This is a genomic window from Streptomyces iconiensis (genome assembly GCF_028657195.3).
In the GTDB taxonomy this organism is placed as follows: Bacteria; Actinomycetota; Actinomycetes; order Streptomycetales; family Streptomycetaceae; genus Streptomyces; species Streptomyces iconiensis.
The window spans coordinates 58,290-74,392 of sequence record NZ_JANCPR020000020.1 but is presented as its reverse complement, the minus strand read 5'-3'; the positions used below and the strand labels follow the sequence as shown (position 1 = coordinate 74,392).

Sequence of the window (16,103 nt, the reverse complement as noted above, 5' to 3'; positions counted from 1 at the left end):
GGGCTCACCTCCTCAGTACTCGACGGGGTCACGGCGCATCAGCCGGCGCAGCACCACGGTGAAGACGGCCACCAGCACCAGGCTGGTGATCCCCGCCGCGCAGACCACGCCGAACTGCGGGATGTCGCTGCCGGCGAAGGCGTTGCGGTAGATGTACAGCGCGCTCGTCCAGGTCTCGATCGGCGGCCCGTTGGTGGTGAACGTTCCGCCGAACACGAGCACCAGCTCGAAGACCTTGACCGAGCTGATCGTCCACAGCACGGCGCACACGGTCACCACGTCCCAGCTCAGCGGCAGGGTGATGTGCCAGAACTTGCGGAAGGCACCGGCGCCCGCCAGCTCGGCGTCCTCGTAGAGGTAGGTGGGGATGTTGTCGACGGCGGCCATGATGATGGCGACGTAGAAGCCGGTCGAGGTGCACACCATCGTCGCCATGATCAGCGGAAAGATGTTGTCGCTGCCCAGCCACTTGGGCGGATCCTGCACGCCCATCGCGGACAGTGCCGAGTTGACCAGCCCGCCCGGGTTGAACAGGAACCCCGCGAGTACGCCGAAGACCATCGCGTTGACGATGTGCGGAAAGAAGATCACGGCCCGGACGAACTTCTTGCCCGCCATCTCGCGCAGCACCATCGTCAGCGCGAAGGCCAGCACGAACACGGCCAGGCCCACGAACACCAGGATTTTGAAGGTGTTCAGCATCGAGGTACGGAAGAACGGATCGTCGATCAGCGCGCGGTAGCTGCCAAGGCCGTTCCACTCCATCGCCGAGAAGCCGTCCCAGCGGTGGAAGCTGGTCCAGATACCGAAGAGCAGCGGCCCGATGTAGAAGAGCGCAAGGAAGGCCAGGGAGGGCGCGACGAACGGCCAGAACAGCCGCCGCCGCTTGATCGCCAGCGGCGTCTCCCTGTTCCTGGAGAGCGCCGGCGGGCCGCCTCCTTCTCTGCGCCCCGCCGTCAGCACGGCCATCAGCGACGTGCCTTCGCGTAGGCCGTGTGCAGCTTCTTGATCTTCGCGAGGAACTGGTCGGGAGTGGCCTCGCCGAAGAACAGCTCCTTGTAAGCGGGGTAGAAGACCTTGTCGACGTAGTCGGTCACCGAGCCGGGCATCTGCTCACGCGAGGGCGTGGACTCCAGCTGCTCCTTGACGTCCTTGAGCACGGGCGGCGCCTCGATGTCGGGGCGCGGGGTGATGTTGCCCGCCTTGGAGGCGATGCCGTCGAGCCGCTTCTTTGCCATGAAGTACGAGATGAACTTCTCCGCAGCCGCCGCGTTCTTGGCCTGCTTGGGCACCGCGAAGCCGAACAGCCGCACGTCCGTCGCGTTCCGCTTGCCGCCCTTGCCGGGGACGGCCGAGGGGAAGGGCGCCGCCTTGACGTCGAAGCCCTTCTTGGCGAACTTCGCGGTCTCCGTGGGCAGCCAGCTCCCGTTGAGGTTGAAGGCCGCCTTGCCCTCGGCCCAGCGGTTCTGCTGCTCGGGGTACTTGCTGGCGTCGAAGCCCTTGAGGAGGTAGCCCTTGTCGACCAGCTCCCGGACCTTCTCCGCTGCCTCCTTGACGGCCGGGTCGTCCCAGCCCTTGCCGGACTTGTCGGTGATGGCCTTCTTCATGACGCCGTCGCCGCCGATACGGTCGGCCAGATAGTCCAGCCACCAGCCGATGTAGACCGGCTGGTCACCGTCGGCCGAGATGCAGGCGCGGTCCTTCTTCTTGAGCTGCGCGCAGGTGTCGAGGAGGTCGTCCCAGGTCGCGGGGGCCTTCACCGACTTGTCGGCGCCGTCGTACCAGAGGTTGACCGAGGTGACCTCGTAGGGAACCATCCACTTCTTGCCGCCGCCGTCGGGCAGTTCGCGCAGATAGTCCATGTAGCTCATCTTCAGCTTCGAGGAGAGCGGGCCCTTCTCGCCCGTCGCCGGCCTGTCGAAGACGCCGGAGAGGTCCTTGGCGCGGCCCGAGGCGATCAGGGTCGGGTACATCTTGTCGTCGGACTGGTCGACGAGATCGGGCACCTTGCCGGTGGTCAGCGTCGGCGCGAGCTTCTCCATCACGGTTCTGCCCTGCCACTGGACGTCGACCTTGATGCCGGTGTCCTTGGTGAAGTCCTTGATCGCCGACTTCAGCACCTCGGCCTGCGGCTCGTTCTCGGTCCACATGGACCAGTAGCGCAGGCTCTTGCCGTCAGAACCGCCGCCCGATCCGCACCCCGCGACGGAGGCGAGAACCGCGACGGCCGTGACAGCGGCGGCGGCCGTGCGTATTCCGGTGTGCGACATGGGCCCTCCCGGCAGACAGGGCGCGCGCCGTCCCCTTACGGGCGGCACAGGTGCCGGGACGCGCGGTGTTCAAGCAGACAGGGCTATTGATCCCGTCTCGGCCGTGCACGGTCAAGACACCTGCGCAGAAGTCCAGTTCTGCTTCCGCTTTGTCCAAGTCCTCAGGGAGAAGCGCCGGGAAGGCGTGGGCCGGGGCACGGTTGCCCAGCGCTTACCGGGCTCAGTCCCGCGGGACATGTCCCGCGGCGCGCAGGCCCGAGAGCGCGCACTCGGCGAAGGCGGCGACCACGGGCGTCGTCTGCGCGCGGGGCCACACCACCGAGGTCGACCATGTGAGCCTCCCGCTCTGCTCGTCGACGGGCCGCCACACGAGGCCCGGAGGCAGCCCGGCCGAGGGCTCCTCGTTGAGGTGCACACCGCGCCCCGCCAGGACGAGGCCGTGGACGAAGTGCGGGTTGCGCGCGTGCCGGATGGCGCCCGGTACGAAGCCGTTGTCGCGGCAGGCCGTGAGCATGTGGTCGTACAGCTTCGGCGCCATCAGCCGGGGGAAGATCACCAGCGGCGAGCCGTTCAGCCGCCGCAGGCGCACCGTAGCGTCCTCGGCCGCCGGGTGTTCTACGGGCAGGACGACGCCCAGCGGCCTGTGCACCACGGGCCCCGACTCCAGACCGACCGTGTCGGTCGGGTGGCGGACCATGCCGACGTCGAGCCCGCCCTCGCGCAGCTGCGCCAACTGCTCGTCGGTCGTCATCTCGTTGAGGTCCAGCAGCACGCCGGGCTCCCGCGCCGAGAACGCGTCCACGAGCGTACGCAGCGTGACGGGAACGGTGTCAGGCGGTACACCCACGCGCAGCACCCCGGCGGCGCCGGGCCGGATACGGCGCATCGCCTCGCGTGCCGCGTCGGCGGAGTCCAGCACGGGACGCGCGTACTCCAGCAGCAGCGCGCCCGCCTCGGTGAGCCGGACGCGGTGCCGGTCCCGGTCGAGGAGCCGCACCCCCAACTCCCGTTCCAGATCGCGAATGCGCTGCGAGAGCGGGGGCTGCGCCATGTGGAGCCGCGCGGCGGCGCGGCCGAAGTGCAGCTCCTCGGAGAGGACCACGAAGTACCGCAGGTGACGGAATTCCATCCGCGAACCATATCGATGCGATATCACGGCCAGTCCGCATTGGTGTTGGTCAGCCGCGCGTGACGGCTGCTTGTATGCCTGACAACTCGCGAGTGACCAGCGGAAGAACCGCCGAACCCCCCTGCGGAAAGGCACAGCACCTGTGAACGCCACCGACAGCACCCACTCCGGCACCACCGGCGGAACCGACAGCGGCACCGGCGCGACCGGCGGCGCGGACGCCTCCGGGACCGTGCTTCTCAGCCACGAGGGGCCCGTCGCCGTCGTGACCCTGAACCGGCCGGAGAAGCTCAACGCCTGGACGGCCGCGATGCGCAGCCGCCTCATCGACCTGCTCCGTCAGGCGGCCGAGGACCCCGAGGTCACAGCCATTGTCCTCACGGGTGCTGGACGCGCCTTCTGCGCGGGCCAGGACCTCGGCGAGACGACGGACATCGCCCCCGACGACCACGCGGCGGCCGAGGCGTGGATCGACAGCTTCGACGCGCTCTACCGCGCCGTACGCGACATCGACAAGCCGACCGTTGCGGCCGTGAACGGTGTGGTCGCCGGCTCGGGCTTCCAGTTCGCGCTCCTGCCCGACCTGCGCATCGGCCACGCCGGCGTGCGGATGGGCCAGCCCGAACTGCTCTCCGGCATCCCGAGCATCACCGGTATCTGGGCCATGTGGGAGATCCTCGGCCGGGCCAAGACCACCGAGTTCGCCATGACGGGCGAGCTGGTGGACGGCGAGGAAGCACGCAGGCTCGGCCTGCTCACCCGCCTCGTCGAGCCCGACCAGGTGCTGCACGCGGCCGTCGAACAGGCCCGGAAGCTGGGCGAGTTGCCGCCGGGCGCCGTCGCGCTCACCAAGGCCCGCATCCGCGAGCTGGACGAGGCCGCGCTCGTCGAATCGGTGGAGGCGGCCAAGAAGGTGCACACCGCCGCCTACGCGACGGGGGAGCCGCAGCGCGAGATGGCCCGCTTCCTCGCCGGCCGCCGTCGCTGACCCCCACGGTCACTGACCCCCACGGGAGAAGAACGCCACCATGAACACCGCAGGAACCACCGGAACGGCGCCGGGGCACGCGCCCGCCGGGATACCGGACCACCACGGCTGGGACGTACCCGAGCGCTACAACATGGCCGCCGACGTGGCCGACCGCCACCCGCGCGAGAAGCTCGCCCTCATCCACGAGGACCACACCGGCGCACACCGCGAGGTCCTCTGGGGCGAGATCCAGGACCACTCCCGCCGGATCGCGGCCCATCTGCACGGCCTCGGGGTACGCCCAGGGGACCGGGTCGCGGTGATGCTGCCGCAGCGCGCCGACACCCCGGCCGCCTATCTGGGCGTGCTGCGCACCGGAGCCGTCCTCGTCACCATGTCGCTGCTGTGGGCCGACGGGCCGATCGCCTACCGGCTCACCGACTCGGGCGCGAGCGTGCTGCTCACGGAGGCCCAGGGCGCGGGGCGCGTCCCGGACTTCACGGGCACCGTCGTGGACGCCGACGACCCGGCGATCGCCGCGCTGGCGCCCGAGTTCGAGACCGCCGACACACGGGCCGACGATCCGGCGCTGATCTTCTACACCTCCGGCACGACGGGCCCCGCCAAGGGCATCGTGCACGCGCACCGCACCCTGCTGGGCCACAACGAGTTCGCGCACTGCCACGACCTGCGCCCCGGCGACGTGTTCTACGGCGCCGGCGACTGGGCCTGGTCCATGGCGAAGCTGATGGGCCCGCTGCGCGCCGGCGCCGTCCACCTCGTCCACCGTCCGGCGGGCGGCTTCGACCCGGCCGGGCTGCTGGCGTCGATGTCCCGCAACGGTGTGACAACGGCGCTGGTCAACCCCACCTTCCTGCGCAAGATGCGGGAGGCCGTGCCGGACGCGGGCACCCGCTACCCGCAGCGGCTGCGCGTGGTGTGCTCCTCCAACGAGCCGCTGACCCAGGACCTCATCGGCTGGTTCCGCGAGCAGTTCGGGGTGACGCTCCTGGACTACTACGGCTCCACCGAGTCCTATCCGCTGATCGGCAACTTCCCCGGTGTCCCCGTCAAGGACGGCTCCATGGGACGCCCGCTGCCCGGCTGGGACATCGCGCTGCTCGACGAGGAGGAGCGGCCCGTGCCCCAGGGCGAGCCGGGCGAGGTCTGTCTGCGCGCCCGCTCCAACCCCCAGTTCCCGCTGGGCTACTGGAACAGGCCGGAGGCGTCGCTGGAGACCTTCGGCGGCACCTGGTTCCACACCAAGGACCAGGCGTACGTGGACGAGGACGGCTACTTCTGGTTCCTCGGCCGCACCGACGACGTCATCAAGACCTCCGGCTACCGGGTCGGCCCCTACGAGGTCGAAGAGGCGCTGCGCGCCCATCCCGCCGTGGCAGACGCGGGGGTCGTCGGCGTGCCCGACCCGGTGCGGGGCCAGGCGGTCAAGGCGTTCGTGCAGCTCGCGGACGGCCACGACCCTGACGATCAACTGGCCGACGCCATCAGGGCCTTCGCGAAGGAGGGCCACTCGCGCTTCGCCTACCCGCGGCACATCGAGTTCGTCACGGACCTGCCCAGGTCGGCCACCGGAAAGATCCGCCGCGCCGAACTGCGTGCCCGCAGGACCGACACCCCACCACCGAGCGCCGACTGAGGGTCCGCTCCGACTGATCGAGGTTCCCATGACACAGGACTCCGGCCGGACAGCGGCGGACCGCAGAAAGATCACGCTGGCCACCGCCATCGGCAACTTCGTCGAGTGGTTCGACTCGGGTGCGTACGCGGTGATGTCGGCGACCATCGCCGGTCTCTTCTTCCCCCAGTACGACTCGACGGCCTCGCTGCTCGCCACATGGGCGATCTTCGCCGGTGGCTTCGTCGCCCGTCCGGTCGGAGCCGCCTTCTTCGGGCACTACGGTGACCGGCTGGGCCGTAACAAGGCGCTCGCGCTCAGCGTGCTGCTGATGAGCGGGGCGACCTTCTTCATCGGCGTACTGCCCACGTACGCGTCGCTCGGCCTCGCGGCGCCCATCCTGCTGTTCCTGCTGCGGGCCCTCCAGGGCTTCTCCACGGGCGGCGAGTACACCGGCGCCTCGGCCTTCATCGTGGAGTACGCGCCGGACGGCAAACGGGCCCGCTTCGCCGGCGCCGTCCCGATGACGGTCGGCGTGGCCAGCGTCGCGGGCTCGATGGTGGGCGTGGTCCTCACCTCGACGCTCGGCGACGCGGCGATGCAGAGCTGGGGCTGGCGGGTCCCGTTCCTCATCGCGGCCCCGCTCGGCCTGATCGGCCTGTACCTGCGCTCACGGGTCGAGGACACCCCCGTCTTCCGCGAGTTGGAGCAGCGCCAGGAGGTCGAGGCGACCCCGCTGCGTGACGCGGTGAAGCTGTGCGGACGGCAGATCGCCACGCTCTTCGGCTACAGCATCACCAATGCCGTCGGCTACTACCTCATGAGCAGCTACATGATCGCCTACATGTCCCAGGAGCTGGGGTACAGCAGCAGCATGGCGATGCTCACCGCGGTGGTCGCGATGTTCGCCTACTGCGTCGCCTGTCCCCTGGCGGCCCGTGCCAGCGACCGCTACGGGCGCAAGCCGCTGCTCCTGATCGCGTGCGGCGGGTTCGCGGTGCTGACGCTGCCCGCCTTCGCGCTGATGGGTACGGGCCTGGCAGGTGCCATGGCGGGGACCTCGGTACTGGCGGTGCTGGTCGCCGTCATCGGCACCTCGAACGTGCCGGCGCTGGTGGAGATGTTCCCCGGCCATCTGCGGGCCAGTGGCTCAGCGATCGGTTACACGGCCGCCTATGTGCTGTTCGGCGGCACGGCCCCGTTCGTGGCCACCGGGCTGGTGGCCGCCTCGGGAACGGCACTTGCGCCCGGCTTCTATCTGGCGGGCCTGGCGGTCGTCTCCACGCTGGTCGTCGCCCTCGCCTTCCGCGAGACCCGCCATCTCTCGCTGACGCGGACGACGGTCACCGAGGAGCCGGGGGCCGCTGCCGGCCCCGCCGCGGAGGAGGCGGCGCCGCTTCCCGCCTCGTAACGCTCCTCGGCGCACCCTCCCGGGGTGCCGGAAGCGCGGCCCTGGCAGGGCTCCGGGAACGGGCCCCCGCCAGGGCTTTGCCGTGCGGGACCGGCCACCCGTCAGCTTCTACAGTCCTGTAGATTCAAGGTATCCGGTCAACCGATCCCAGGAGGAGATTGTGGGAGTTTCACTCGCCAAGGGCGGCAACGTATCGCTGAGCAAGGAGGCGCCGGGGCTGACGGCGGTCCTGGTCGGGCTCGGCTGGGACGTGCGCACGACGACCGGAACCGACTACGACCTCGACGCCAGCGCGCTGCTGTGCAACGCGTCGGGCAAGGTCGTCTCGGACCAGCACTTCGTGTTCTACAACAACCTCACCAGCCCCGACGGTTCCGTCGAGCACACCGGTGACAACCTCACGGGTGAGGGTGAGGGCGACGACGAGACCATCAAGGTCGACCTCGCGGCCGTGCCCGCCGACATCGACAAGATCGTCTTCCCGGTCTCGATCCACGACGCCGAGCAGCGCAGCCAGAACTTCGGCCAGGTCAGCAACGCGTTCATCCGCGTCATCAACCAGGCGGGCGGCGCCGAGCTGGCGCGCTACGACCTGAGCGAGGACGCCGCGACCGAGACCGCCATGGTCTTCGGCGAGCTGTACCGGCACGGCGCCGAGTGGAAGTTCCGCGCCGTCGGCCAGGGTTACGCCTCCGGGCTCGCGGGGATCGCGCAGGACTTCGGCGTCAACGTCTGAACTCACCGGCCCCCACGCCCCGTTCCCGACCTGCCACACCCTCCGCCCTCCGCCACCAGGCGAACCTGCGAAGAGGGCGTGCCGGGCCGGGCACGGGGCACGTCGTGGTTCCCGGACGCTTCCCGCCGGCCGCGGACCTCGGCACCTCCGGGACCCCGACACCGCACGCACGGCCCAGCGCGCAGCACCGCACGCGCTCGCGGCACCGCTCACGCACACGGCACCGCACACGCACACAGCACAGCCACCGCACCGTTGTCCGCGCCCGTAGCCACGAGACCCATGGGGACACTGTGAACAGCCGCCCTATCCGCCTCCAGAAGCGCGACAGACCGGACTTCGAGCGCGTACTCCACCAGGCCATGAGTACCGACCGGGTACGCGAGGGCCTGCGCAGCGCGCCCGCACCCGATGCCGCAACGGCGCTCCAGGCCGAGGCGAGAGAGGCGACCGACCGGATCATGTCGGCCGCGAGTACCGAGTACGCCGCCTTCCTCAAGCTCAGAGCGGGCGCCGACAAGCGCGCCGCACGCCGCACCAGGCCCACGGGCGTACGGGGCCGCGGCCTGCTCGCCGCGCTCGCCGTACTGGCCCCCGCCATCTCGGGTGCCGCCGCCGTGATCTTCCTCGTGCTCGGCAGCGTCCTCCAACTGGCCGATGTCCAGAAGGGCCTGGGCCACTCCCTCGTGCTCACCGGCTGGGCCTGCGCCGGTATCGGCGCCGTCTCGCTGGCCGCCGCGACCTCGGCGCTGCTGATCACCGCGCTGCGCAACCGTGCCGCTTCCAAGCGCAGCCACGGCCGCGCCGGAGAGCTGGAGCGGGCACGCAAGGCGTGGCAGACGGCGCTGCTGGAACGCGGAATGCTGCCGTTCCTGCAACGCCTCCTGGAGGAGCGGCACACCAAAGGCACCTCGGAGCCCGCACTCCCCGAACCCCCGGGGCCCGACCGCTCCCCGCGCCGCTACTCCAGCCCCGACTTCACGGGACCCGACTACTCGGGCCCCGACTTCGGCCGCTCATGACCCCCGCGGACTTCGGCCGCTCATGACGCCCGCGCCGGTCTCGTCGTCCGGCGCCGGCATGAGAGCCCTTACGCCAGCGAAAGGAACAGCTTCTCCAGCCGGGCCCGCATCTGCTCGCGGTCAACCGGGGTCCCGCCCTCGCCCTCGGGTTCGGTCATGCAGTGCTCCAGGCCCGTCGCGATGATCGCGAACCCCGCGCGGTCCAGGGCGCGGGAGGCGGCGGCGAGCTGGGTGACGACCTCGTCGCACGACCTGCCGTCCTCGATCATCTTGATCACTCCGGCGATCTGGCCCTGTGCCCTGCGCAGCCGGTTCAGCACGGACCGCATCTCCTCGGCCACCAGTGTCAGCTCCATCGCTCTCTCCCCGTTCGTCCGTCGTCGCGATACGGTGGTAAATACCCGCAGGGGTATTGTACGGGCCCGCCGCCTGCGGTCCGTACAGACGGAAAGGAAGCACAGCACCATGACCCAGAGCACCACGGGCCGTCCGGCACAGCTGACCGTTCCCGAACTGGAAGCGCGGCGCCCCGAGTTCACCGTCATCGACGTCCGCACTCCCGGGGAGTACGCCTCGGGCCACATCCCCGGCGCCCACAACGTCCCGCTCGACCGCCTCGGCGAGGCGGTCTCCGCGCTGCGCGTCGCGGCCCAGCAGGCACAGCTCGCGCTCGTCTGCGCCTCGGGCAACCGCTCCGACAGCGCCTGCCGCACCCTCGCCGACGCCGGGGTGACCGCCTCCTCCGTGCGCGGCGGCACCACGGCATGGACCCAGCAGGGCCACCCCGCCGACCGGGCCGAGGGCGCGGGCGACCGCTGGCCCATGGAGCGCCAGGTGCGCCTCGCCGCGGGTTCGCTGGTCCTCGCCGGGCTCGCCGCCGGGCTCGCCAGGCCCCGGGCCAGACTGCTGTCCGCCGCGATCGGCGCCGGCCTCGTCTTCTCCGCCGTCACGGGCACCTGCGGCATGGCCACCGTGCTCGGCAAGCTCCCCTACAACCGTTCCGGCGCCGGCGACCTCGATGCCGTACTGGAGCGGCTGGCGGGCTGAACCGCCGGCCGGCCCAACCGTCCGGCCCGCTGAACCGCCCGTACCGGCTACGTTATTGCGGCGAACGGCCGAAGCCATCAGCGTGCCGCGCGGCCACGGGCTGCCGTATGGGCCTGGACCTGCGCACGATCGTGCAATGACACAGGACGCACCAACCAGACGCGCGCCGGCCACCACGGCAGCGCTGCTGTGTGCCGTGGTTCTCGCCGGCGCCGCACCGGGCGGAGTGGTCGCAGCCGACCCCCGCCCGGGCCCCGCCGAGGCCGCCGAGCGGTTGCCCGGCAGTGTCGCGGGGCTCTACCGCGAGGCGACGCGTGCCTCGGCCCGCTACGACAAGGCCCGGCGCAAGGCGGCCGGCCAGCGGGCCGTGGTCGCCAGGACCCAGTGGGCCGTGAGCCGGGGCAAGAAGCGCCTCGCCATGCTGCACGGACGGCTGGGCAGCGTCGCGCGTCTCCAGTACCAGCAGGGCGGTTGGGCCCCCGGAACGCAGCTGATGCTGACCCGCTCGCCCGACCATCTGCTCGACAGGCTGCACGCGCAGCGCCAGGGTGAGCACGCCTTCAAGCGGCTGCTGCGCGCGACGAAGACCACGCAGCGGCGCCTCGAACGTGACCGCGCCAGTGGCCGTGCCGAACTGCGCCGCCTCAAGCGCGACGCCGCGCGGCAGCGGGCGGCCAAGCACGTCATCGAGCGCCGGCTCCGCGCGGCCAGACAGAAGGTGCGTGAACGGGCCGAGGCCCGCGCCGCCGCCGCTGTGGGGCCCATCACCCGCGCCGCCGAGTCCATGCCCGTGAGCGGTCCAGGCGGCTGCCCGTTCAGCGATCCGCCGCCCCGGAGCCGGGCCGGCTCGGGCCGGGGATGGGTCGCGCCTGTCGAGGACTACGTGCTCTCGGCGGGCTTCGCCTCGTCGGGCTCCCGCTGGGCAAGCGGCCACACGGGACAGGACTTCGCCGTCGACACCGGCACGCCCGTACGCTCCGTAGGCCCCGGCGTCGTCGTGTCCACCGGCTGCGGCGACGCCTTCGGCAACCAGATCGTCGTCCGCCACCACGACGGCTACTACACGCAGTACGCGCACCTCTCCCGGCTCCAGGCAGGCCAGGGCGAGAAGGTGGATGCCGGGCAGCGCCTGGGCCTGTCAGGCAACACGGGCAACTCCACCGGGCCGCACCTGCACTTCGAGGCCCGCGTCACCCCGGAGATGGGCTCCGGCGTCGACCCCCTCCCGTGGCTGCGCGAGCGCGGCGTACGGGTCTGACCCGCAGCACCACCACCAGGACCAGGAACGCTCCGCTGACCACCTGCTGGTAGGCGGAGTCGAGCGATCCGATCTGGTTGATGACGTTCTGGATGACCTTGAGCAGGAGCACCCCGACGAGCGAGCCGCTCACGAAGCCCGTACCGCCCGTCAGCAGCGTGCCGCCGATCACCACGGCGGAGATCGCCTCCAGCTCCATGCCCTGACCCAGGATCGTGACGCCCGAGGTCAGCCAGGCCGCGTTCAGGGCTCCCGCGAGACCGGCGAGGAGCCCTGACAGCACATAGACGGACACCTTCGTACGGGCCACCGAGGTGCCCATCAGCGAGGCGGCGTCCTCGTTGCCGCCCACGGCGTACACGTTCTGGCCGAAGCGGGTGCGCCGCAGCAGCACACCGCCCAGGACGAACAGCGCCAGCGTGATCCACACAGGGAAGCCGAGGCCCAGCAGCTTGCCGCGGCCCAGATCGGCGAAGAGCGAGTCCTTGGCCACCAGGAAGGTGTCGGCGCCCTCGTCCGTGATGTTCAGCATGATGCCCCGCGCCCCGAGCATGGCCGCCAGCGTGACGATGAAAGGCGCCAGCCGGGCCCGCGCTATCAGCAGCCCGTTGACCAGCCCGATCAGCCCGCACACCACCAGGGGCAGCGCCAGCGCCACCAGCGGCCCGTGCCGCGAGCCCCAGGCGGCGAGCACGCCGCCCAGCGCGAAGACCGAGCCGACCGACAGGTCGATGCCGCCCGAGACGATCACGAAGGTCATGCCCAGCGCGACGATCGCCAGGAACGCCGAGGACACCGCCACGTTCTCCAGGTTGTCGCCGGTCGCGAACGAGTCGAACGACAGCGAGGCCACCACCACCGTGAGCGCCAGTGCCAGCAGCGCGCCGTGCCTGCGTGCGAATCCGCTCACCGCCGTGTTCACGGTGCTCACCGCTTGCCCCTCTCCCGCGCCGCGTAGACCGCGACGACGATGACGACGGCCTGAGCCAGCTGCGTCCAGGAGGGAGGCAGATCGTGCTTGATGAGCGTCGCCGTCAGCAGCTGGATCAGTACGGCGCCCGCGACGGTGCCGCCGACGCGCACCCTGCCACCGCTCAGCGGGGTACCGCCGACGACGACAGCGGTGATCGCCGACAGCTCCATCAGCGTGCCCAGCGAGGTCGGGTCGCTGGCCTGGAGCCTGGCCGTCGCCAGGAACCCGGCGACGGCGGCGAGCACACCGGAGCACACGTACACGCAGATCAGCACCCGCCGTACGGGCAGCCCCGCGAGCCGTGCGGCGGGGCGGCTGTCGCCGATCGCGAGCAGCTGCCTGCCGAAGGTCGTACGCCGTACCGTGAAGCCCACGAGCAGCACCAGCACCACGGCGACGAGCGCCGGATACGGCACTCCCAGCAGATCGCCGGAGCCCAGCGCGCGCATCCCCGGATCGCGTACGTCCTCCAACTGCGGGAGCAGCACCAGCGCCAGGCCCCTGCCGCCCACCATCAGCGCCAGCGTCGCCACGATCGGCTGCACGCCGATGTGCGCGATCAGCGAACCGTTGACCAGGCCGACGGCCGCACCGCCGACCACCGCCACCAGCAGCGCGACCCAGGGGCCGTAGCCCAGGTAGAGCGCCACCAGCGACGTCGAGAGCGCCATCACCGAGCCGACCGACAGGTCGATGCCCTCGGACCCGATCGCCAGCGCCATGCCCAGCGCCACGATCAGGATCGGCGCCACCTGCACGGCCTGCGTACGGAAGTTCTCGGCCGACAGGAAGTGTTCGGTGAAGACGGTGTTGAACAGCAGCAGCACCACGACGCCCGCGTACACGCCGTACTCCTGGAGCCACGCGGTCAGCCGCGTACGCTCACGGCCCGTACGGCGGCGCGTTCCCGCCGCCTCGGCGACCTCAGTCACGCGGCGCCTCCTCGCGGCCCGCCGGATCGCCCGGCCCCTGGACCGCCGCCGCGGCGATGGCCTCCATCAACGCGCCCTCCGTGACCTCGTCTCCTGCCAGCTCGCCCACGACGGCGCCGTCGCGCAGCACCACCACGCGGTCCGAGCCCTCGATCAGCTCCTCCAGGTCCGAGGAGATCAGCACCACACCGAGCCCGTTGGCGGCCAACTCGTCCACCAGCCGCTGCACTTCGGCCTTGGCGCCCACGTCGATGCCCCGCGTCGGCTCGTCCAGCAGCAGCACCTTCGGCTCGGTCGCCAGCCAGCGGGCCAGCAGCACCTTCTGCTGGTTGCCGCCGGAGAGTTCGCCCGCCTTCTGCCGGGGCGAGGACGCCTTGATCCGCAGGCGCTCCATGAACGTCCCCACCAGCGCGTCGATCCGGGCCTCCGAGACGAGCCCCGCACGCGAGAGCCGGGGCAGCATCGCCAGCGCGATGTTCTCGCGCACCGAGAGCCCCGGCACGATGCCCTCGGCCTTGCGGTCCTCGGGCAGCAGCGAGACGCCCGCGCGGATCGCCGCCGCGGGGGAGCCCCCGCGCAGCGGAACGCCGGCGACGGTGACCCGTCCCGCGCTCGCCTGGAGCGCGCCCGCGACGGCCTTCACCGTCTCGGTACGCCCCGAACCCAGCAGGCCGCCCAGGCCCACCACCTCGCCGGGCCGTACCGAGAAGGACACCCCGTGCAACTGGTGCGGCACGCTGAGCCCTTCGGCCCGCAGTACGGGCTCCTGGGAAGCGGCCTCGTGCTCGCCGCCGAACTTGGTCGTACCCTCGGCCCGCACCTCGCCCATCTCGCGGCCCAGCATCAGCGCCACCAGGCGCAGCCGCTCCAGCTCGGCCAGCGGCCCGGTGTGGACGCGCCTGCCGTCCCGCAGCACGGTCACCGTGTCGCACACGGCGTACAGCTCGTCGAGCCGGTGGCTGACGTAGACCACGGCCACGCCCTCGTCCCGCAGCCGCCTGATGACCCCGAACAGCGTCTCCACCTCGCGGGGCTCCAGCGACGACGTCGGCTCGTCCATGATGACGACGCGCGCCTCGAAGGAGACCGCGCGGGCCAGCGCCACCATCTGCTGGGCCCCGACGCCGAGTTCGCCGAGCGGACCGCGTACGTCGGCGTGCACACCGTAGGCGCGCAGCGTCTCGGCCGCCTCGCGGTGCATACGGGAGAAGTCGATGAGCCCGAAGCGGCCCAGTGGTTCGCGGCCCAGGTGGAGATTGCGGGCCACGCTCATCAGCGGAACGAGGTTGACCTCCTGGTAGATGGTGGAGATCCCGGCACGCTGCGCGGCGAGCGGCGTGCCGAACGCCACGGGCGTGCCCTGGTGGCGCACTTCGCCCTCGTCGGGCTGGTACACCCCCGTCAGCACCTTGATCAGGGTGGACTTCCCTGCCCCGTTCTCACCGATCAGCGCGTGCACCTCGCCTGCCTGGACGCCGAAGTCGACGGCGTCCAGGGCCAGTACGCCGGGGAAGCGCTTGGTGAGTCCGTGCACGGAGAGCGCCTGCGCCGTGTCCGGCACCTCCGGCACGTCCAGCGCGCCTGTCGCGGGCATCAGAACGCCTTGCTCAGGTCCCGCTCGGCGTTGGCGGGGGTGTAGGCACTGTCCTTGATGACGATGCTCTGGCCGACCTTCCCGCCCTTGCCGAAGTCCTCCAGTGTCTGGAAGGCCAGCGGCCCGAAGCGGGGGTTGGACTCCACGACGCCGTAGATCCACTTGTCGACGATGCCCTGGACGGCGTTGCGGGTGCCGTCCACGGTCACGATCTTCACCTCGCCCGGCTTCTTGCCTGCGCCCTTGAGCGCGTTGACGGCGCCGAGGCCCATCTCGTCGTTCTCGGCGTAGATCCCGTCGATGTCCGGCTTGGACTGGATGAGCTGCTCGGTGACCTGCTGGCCCTTCTCCCGCGCGAACTCGCCCGTCTGCTTGAAGACGACCTTGAGCTTCGGTGCCTTGCGCGCGAGCCGCTCGGTGAAGCCCTTGGTGCGCTCCGTGGTGACGTTGTTGCCCGGGGTGCCGAGCAGGATGGCGACCTGTCCGCTGCCGCCCGTTGCCTTGATCATCTGGTCGGCCGCGCGGCGGCCCTGCTCGACGAAGTCCGAGCCGATGAAGCTCACATAGTCCTCGCACGCCTTGGCGTTGATCTTCCGGTCCACCGTGACGATCGGGATCTTCTTCGCCGCCGCCTGCTTGAGCACCGGCTCCCAGCCGTCGGAGTTCAGCGGCGCGATGACCAGCAGGTCCGCGCCCTTGGCGATGAGGTCCTGCACATCGCTGATCTGCTTGGAGAACTGCGACTGCGCGTTCGCGGTCAGCAGCTTGATGCCGCGCTTCTTGGCCTCGGCCTTGACGGAGGCGGTCTCCGCGATCCGGAACGGGTTCGCCTCCTTCTCCGACTGGGAGAAGCCGACGGTGGCGTTGGCGAGGTCGAGTTTCTTGCCGCCGTAAGCGGCCAGGTCGCAGCTCTTGGCGCCCGCCGTGGGCTCGGCCGCGACCTGCCCGCTGTCCTTCGCGCCCTTGCTGGGCGCCGACGTGTCGTCCTCACCCTTGGCACAGCCCAGGGTGAGGGTGAGAGTGGTGAGAAGTGCTGTGGCGGAGAGGCGTCTGACGAACGGCTTCATGGCTTACCCCACGGGTGTGTGCGGGAACACAGCGTCGGGTGGGTTTTTACATCGTTGG

The 16,103-nt window shown here is 70.8% G+C and carries 15 protein-coding genes; 7 read left to right on the top strand and 8 right to left on the bottom strand.

Going from position 1 to position 16,103, the window contains the following annotated elements:
- Positions 1-12: 12 nt before the first annotated feature.
- The 3 genes from NMN56_RS20825 to NMN56_RS20815 all read right to left on the bottom strand — a co-directional run bounded on the left by NMN56_RS20825 (position 13) and on the right by NMN56_RS20815 (position 3,399).
- Positions 13-969: a carbohydrate ABC transporter permease gene (locus tag NMN56_RS20825; protein WP_274046548.1), complete on the bottom strand. Its 957-nt coding sequence runs from the start codon at positions 967-969 to the stop codon at positions 13-15.
- Positions 969-2,270 (bottom strand): ABC transporter substrate-binding protein, encoded by a 1,302-nt coding sequence (locus NMN56_RS20820; RefSeq protein ID WP_274046549.1) that lies wholly within the window; start codon positions 2,268-2,270, stop codon positions 969-971. Before NMN56_RS20820 ends, NMN56_RS20825 begins: the two co-directional genes overlap by 1 nt.
- Positions 2,271-2,490: 220 nt before the next feature.
- On the bottom strand, positions 2,491-3,399 hold the full coding sequence (locus tag NMN56_RS20815) for a LysR substrate-binding domain-containing protein (RefSeq protein WP_274046550.1): 909 nt from the start codon (positions 3,397-3,399) through the stop codon (positions 2,491-2,493).
- A gap of 142 nt (positions 3,400-3,541) precedes the next feature.
- On the opposite strand from NMN56_RS20815, the gene NMN56_RS20810 reads away from it, so the two are divergent.
- From NMN56_RS20810 to NMN56_RS20790, 5 genes are all read left to right on the top strand, one after another.
- Complete coding sequence (locus tag NMN56_RS20810) at positions 3,542-4,387, top strand: enoyl-CoA hydratase/isomerase family protein (protein WP_274046551.1); 846 nt, start codon at positions 3,542-3,544, stop codon at positions 4,385-4,387.
- A 40-nt stretch (positions 4,388-4,427) separates the two neighbouring features.
- Entirely contained in the window at positions 4,428-6,026 is a 1,599-nt protein-coding gene (locus tag NMN56_RS20805) for an acetate--CoA ligase (RefSeq protein ID WP_274046552.1), read from the top strand.
- Between the two features lie 28 nt (positions 6,027-6,054).
- Complete coding sequence (locus tag NMN56_RS20800) at positions 6,055-7,416, top strand: MFS transporter (protein WP_274046553.1); 1,362 nt, start codon at positions 6,055-6,057, stop codon at positions 7,414-7,416.
- Between the two features lie 160 nt (positions 7,417-7,576).
- On the top strand, positions 7,577-8,152 hold the full coding sequence (locus NMN56_RS20795) for a TerD family protein (RefSeq protein ID WP_274046554.1): 576 nt from the start codon (positions 7,577-7,579) through the stop codon (positions 8,150-8,152).
- A 293-nt stretch (positions 8,153-8,445) separates the two neighbouring features.
- The gene (locus NMN56_RS20790) at positions 8,446-9,174 is read left to right on the top strand and encodes a hypothetical protein (RefSeq protein ID WP_274046555.1); all 729 of its coding nucleotides are present in this window, start codon (positions 8,446-8,448) and stop codon (positions 9,172-9,174) included.
- 68 nt (positions 9,175-9,242) lie between these two features.
- Here the strand turns inward: NMN56_RS20790 and NMN56_RS20785 are convergent, their stop codons facing one another.
- Entirely contained in the window at positions 9,243-9,530 is a 288-nt protein-coding gene (locus NMN56_RS20785) for a metal-sensitive transcriptional regulator (protein WP_274046556.1), read from the bottom strand.
- A gap of 109 nt (positions 9,531-9,639) precedes the next feature.
- Here NMN56_RS20785 and NMN56_RS20780 point away from each other — a divergent pair, with 109 nt between their 5' ends.
- Together NMN56_RS20780 and NMN56_RS20775 are read left to right on the top strand one after the other, a co-directional pair.
- A complete protein-coding gene (locus NMN56_RS20780) occupies positions 9,640-10,221 on the top strand; it encodes a rhodanese-like domain-containing protein (protein WP_274046557.1) in 582 nt (193 codons plus the stop codon).
- Between the two features lie 136 nt (positions 10,222-10,357).
- Positions 10,358-11,479, top strand: coding sequence for a peptidoglycan DD-metalloendopeptidase family protein (locus tag NMN56_RS20775; RefSeq protein ID WP_274046558.1), 1,122 nt, complete (start codon positions 10,358-10,360; stop codon positions 11,477-11,479).
- On the opposite strand, the gene NMN56_RS20770 is transcribed toward NMN56_RS20775, so the two are convergent.
- Genes NMN56_RS20770 through NMN56_RS20755 form a run of 4 tightly spaced genes read right to left on the bottom strand, consistent with a single transcriptional unit; the run spans position 11,412 to position 16,045 of the window.
- The gene (locus NMN56_RS20770; RefSeq protein ID WP_274046559.1) at positions 11,412-12,410 is read right to left on the bottom strand and encodes an ABC transporter permease; all 999 of its coding nucleotides are present in this window, start codon (positions 12,408-12,410) and stop codon (positions 11,412-11,414) included. The genes NMN56_RS20775 and NMN56_RS20770 overlap by 68 nt on opposite strands.
- On the bottom strand, positions 12,407-13,324 hold the full coding sequence (locus NMN56_RS20765; RefSeq protein ID WP_274046628.1) for an ABC transporter permease: 918 nt from the start codon (positions 13,322-13,324) through the stop codon (positions 12,407-12,409). The genes NMN56_RS20770 and NMN56_RS20765 overlap by 4 nt, the downstream gene beginning before the upstream one ends.
- A gap of 52 nt (positions 13,325-13,376) precedes the next feature.
- On the bottom strand, positions 13,377-14,978 hold the full coding sequence (locus tag NMN56_RS20760) for a sugar ABC transporter ATP-binding protein (RefSeq protein WP_274046560.1): 1,602 nt from the start codon (positions 14,976-14,978) through the stop codon (positions 13,377-13,379).
- Positions 14,978-16,045, bottom strand: a complete 1,068-nt coding sequence (locus NMN56_RS20755) for an ABC transporter substrate-binding protein (RefSeq protein WP_274046561.1) — start codon at positions 16,043-16,045, stop codon at positions 14,978-14,980. Before NMN56_RS20755 ends, NMN56_RS20760 begins: the two co-directional genes overlap by 1 nt.
- Positions 16,046-16,103: the final 58 nt, after the last annotated feature.

What these genes read in the sequence shown, in the direction of transcription:
- NMN56_RS20825 (WP_274046548.1), bottom strand. Translation starts at nt 969, where the DNA reads ATGGCCGTGCTGACGGCGGGGCGCAGAGAAGGAGGCGGCCCGCCGGCG.
- NMN56_RS20820 (WP_274046549.1), bottom strand. Translation starts at nt 2,270, where the DNA reads ATGTCGCACACCGGAATACGCACGGCCGCCGCCGCTGTCACGGCCGTC.
- NMN56_RS20815 (WP_274046550.1), bottom strand. Translation starts at nt 3,399, where the DNA reads ATGGAATTCCGTCACCTGCGGTACTTCGTGGTCCTCTCCGAGGAGCTG.
- NMN56_RS20805 (WP_274046552.1), top strand. Translation starts at nt 4,428, where the DNA reads ATGAACACCGCAGGAACCACCGGAACGGCGCCGGGGCACGCGCCCGCC.
- NMN56_RS20800 (WP_274046553.1), top strand. Translation starts at nt 6,055, where the DNA reads ATGACACAGGACTCCGGCCGGACAGCGGCGGACCGCAGAAAGATCACG.
- NMN56_RS20785 (WP_274046556.1), bottom strand. Translation starts at nt 9,530, where the DNA reads ATGGAGCTGACACTGGTGGCCGAGGAGATGCGGTCCGTGCTGAACCGG.
- NMN56_RS20780 (WP_274046557.1), top strand. Translation starts at nt 9,640, where the DNA reads ATGACCCAGAGCACCACGGGCCGTCCGGCACAGCTGACCGTTCCCGAA.
- NMN56_RS20775 (WP_274046558.1), top strand. Translation starts at nt 10,358, where the DNA reads ATGACACAGGACGCACCAACCAGACGCGCGCCGGCCACCACGGCAGCG.
- NMN56_RS20760 (WP_274046560.1), bottom strand. Translation starts at nt 14,978, where the DNA reads ATGCCCGCGACAGGCGCGCTGGACGTGCCGGAGGTGCCGGACACGGCG.
- NMN56_RS20755 (WP_274046561.1), bottom strand. Translation starts at nt 16,045, where the DNA reads ATGAAGCCGTTCGTCAGACGCCTCTCCGCCACAGCACTTCTCACCACT.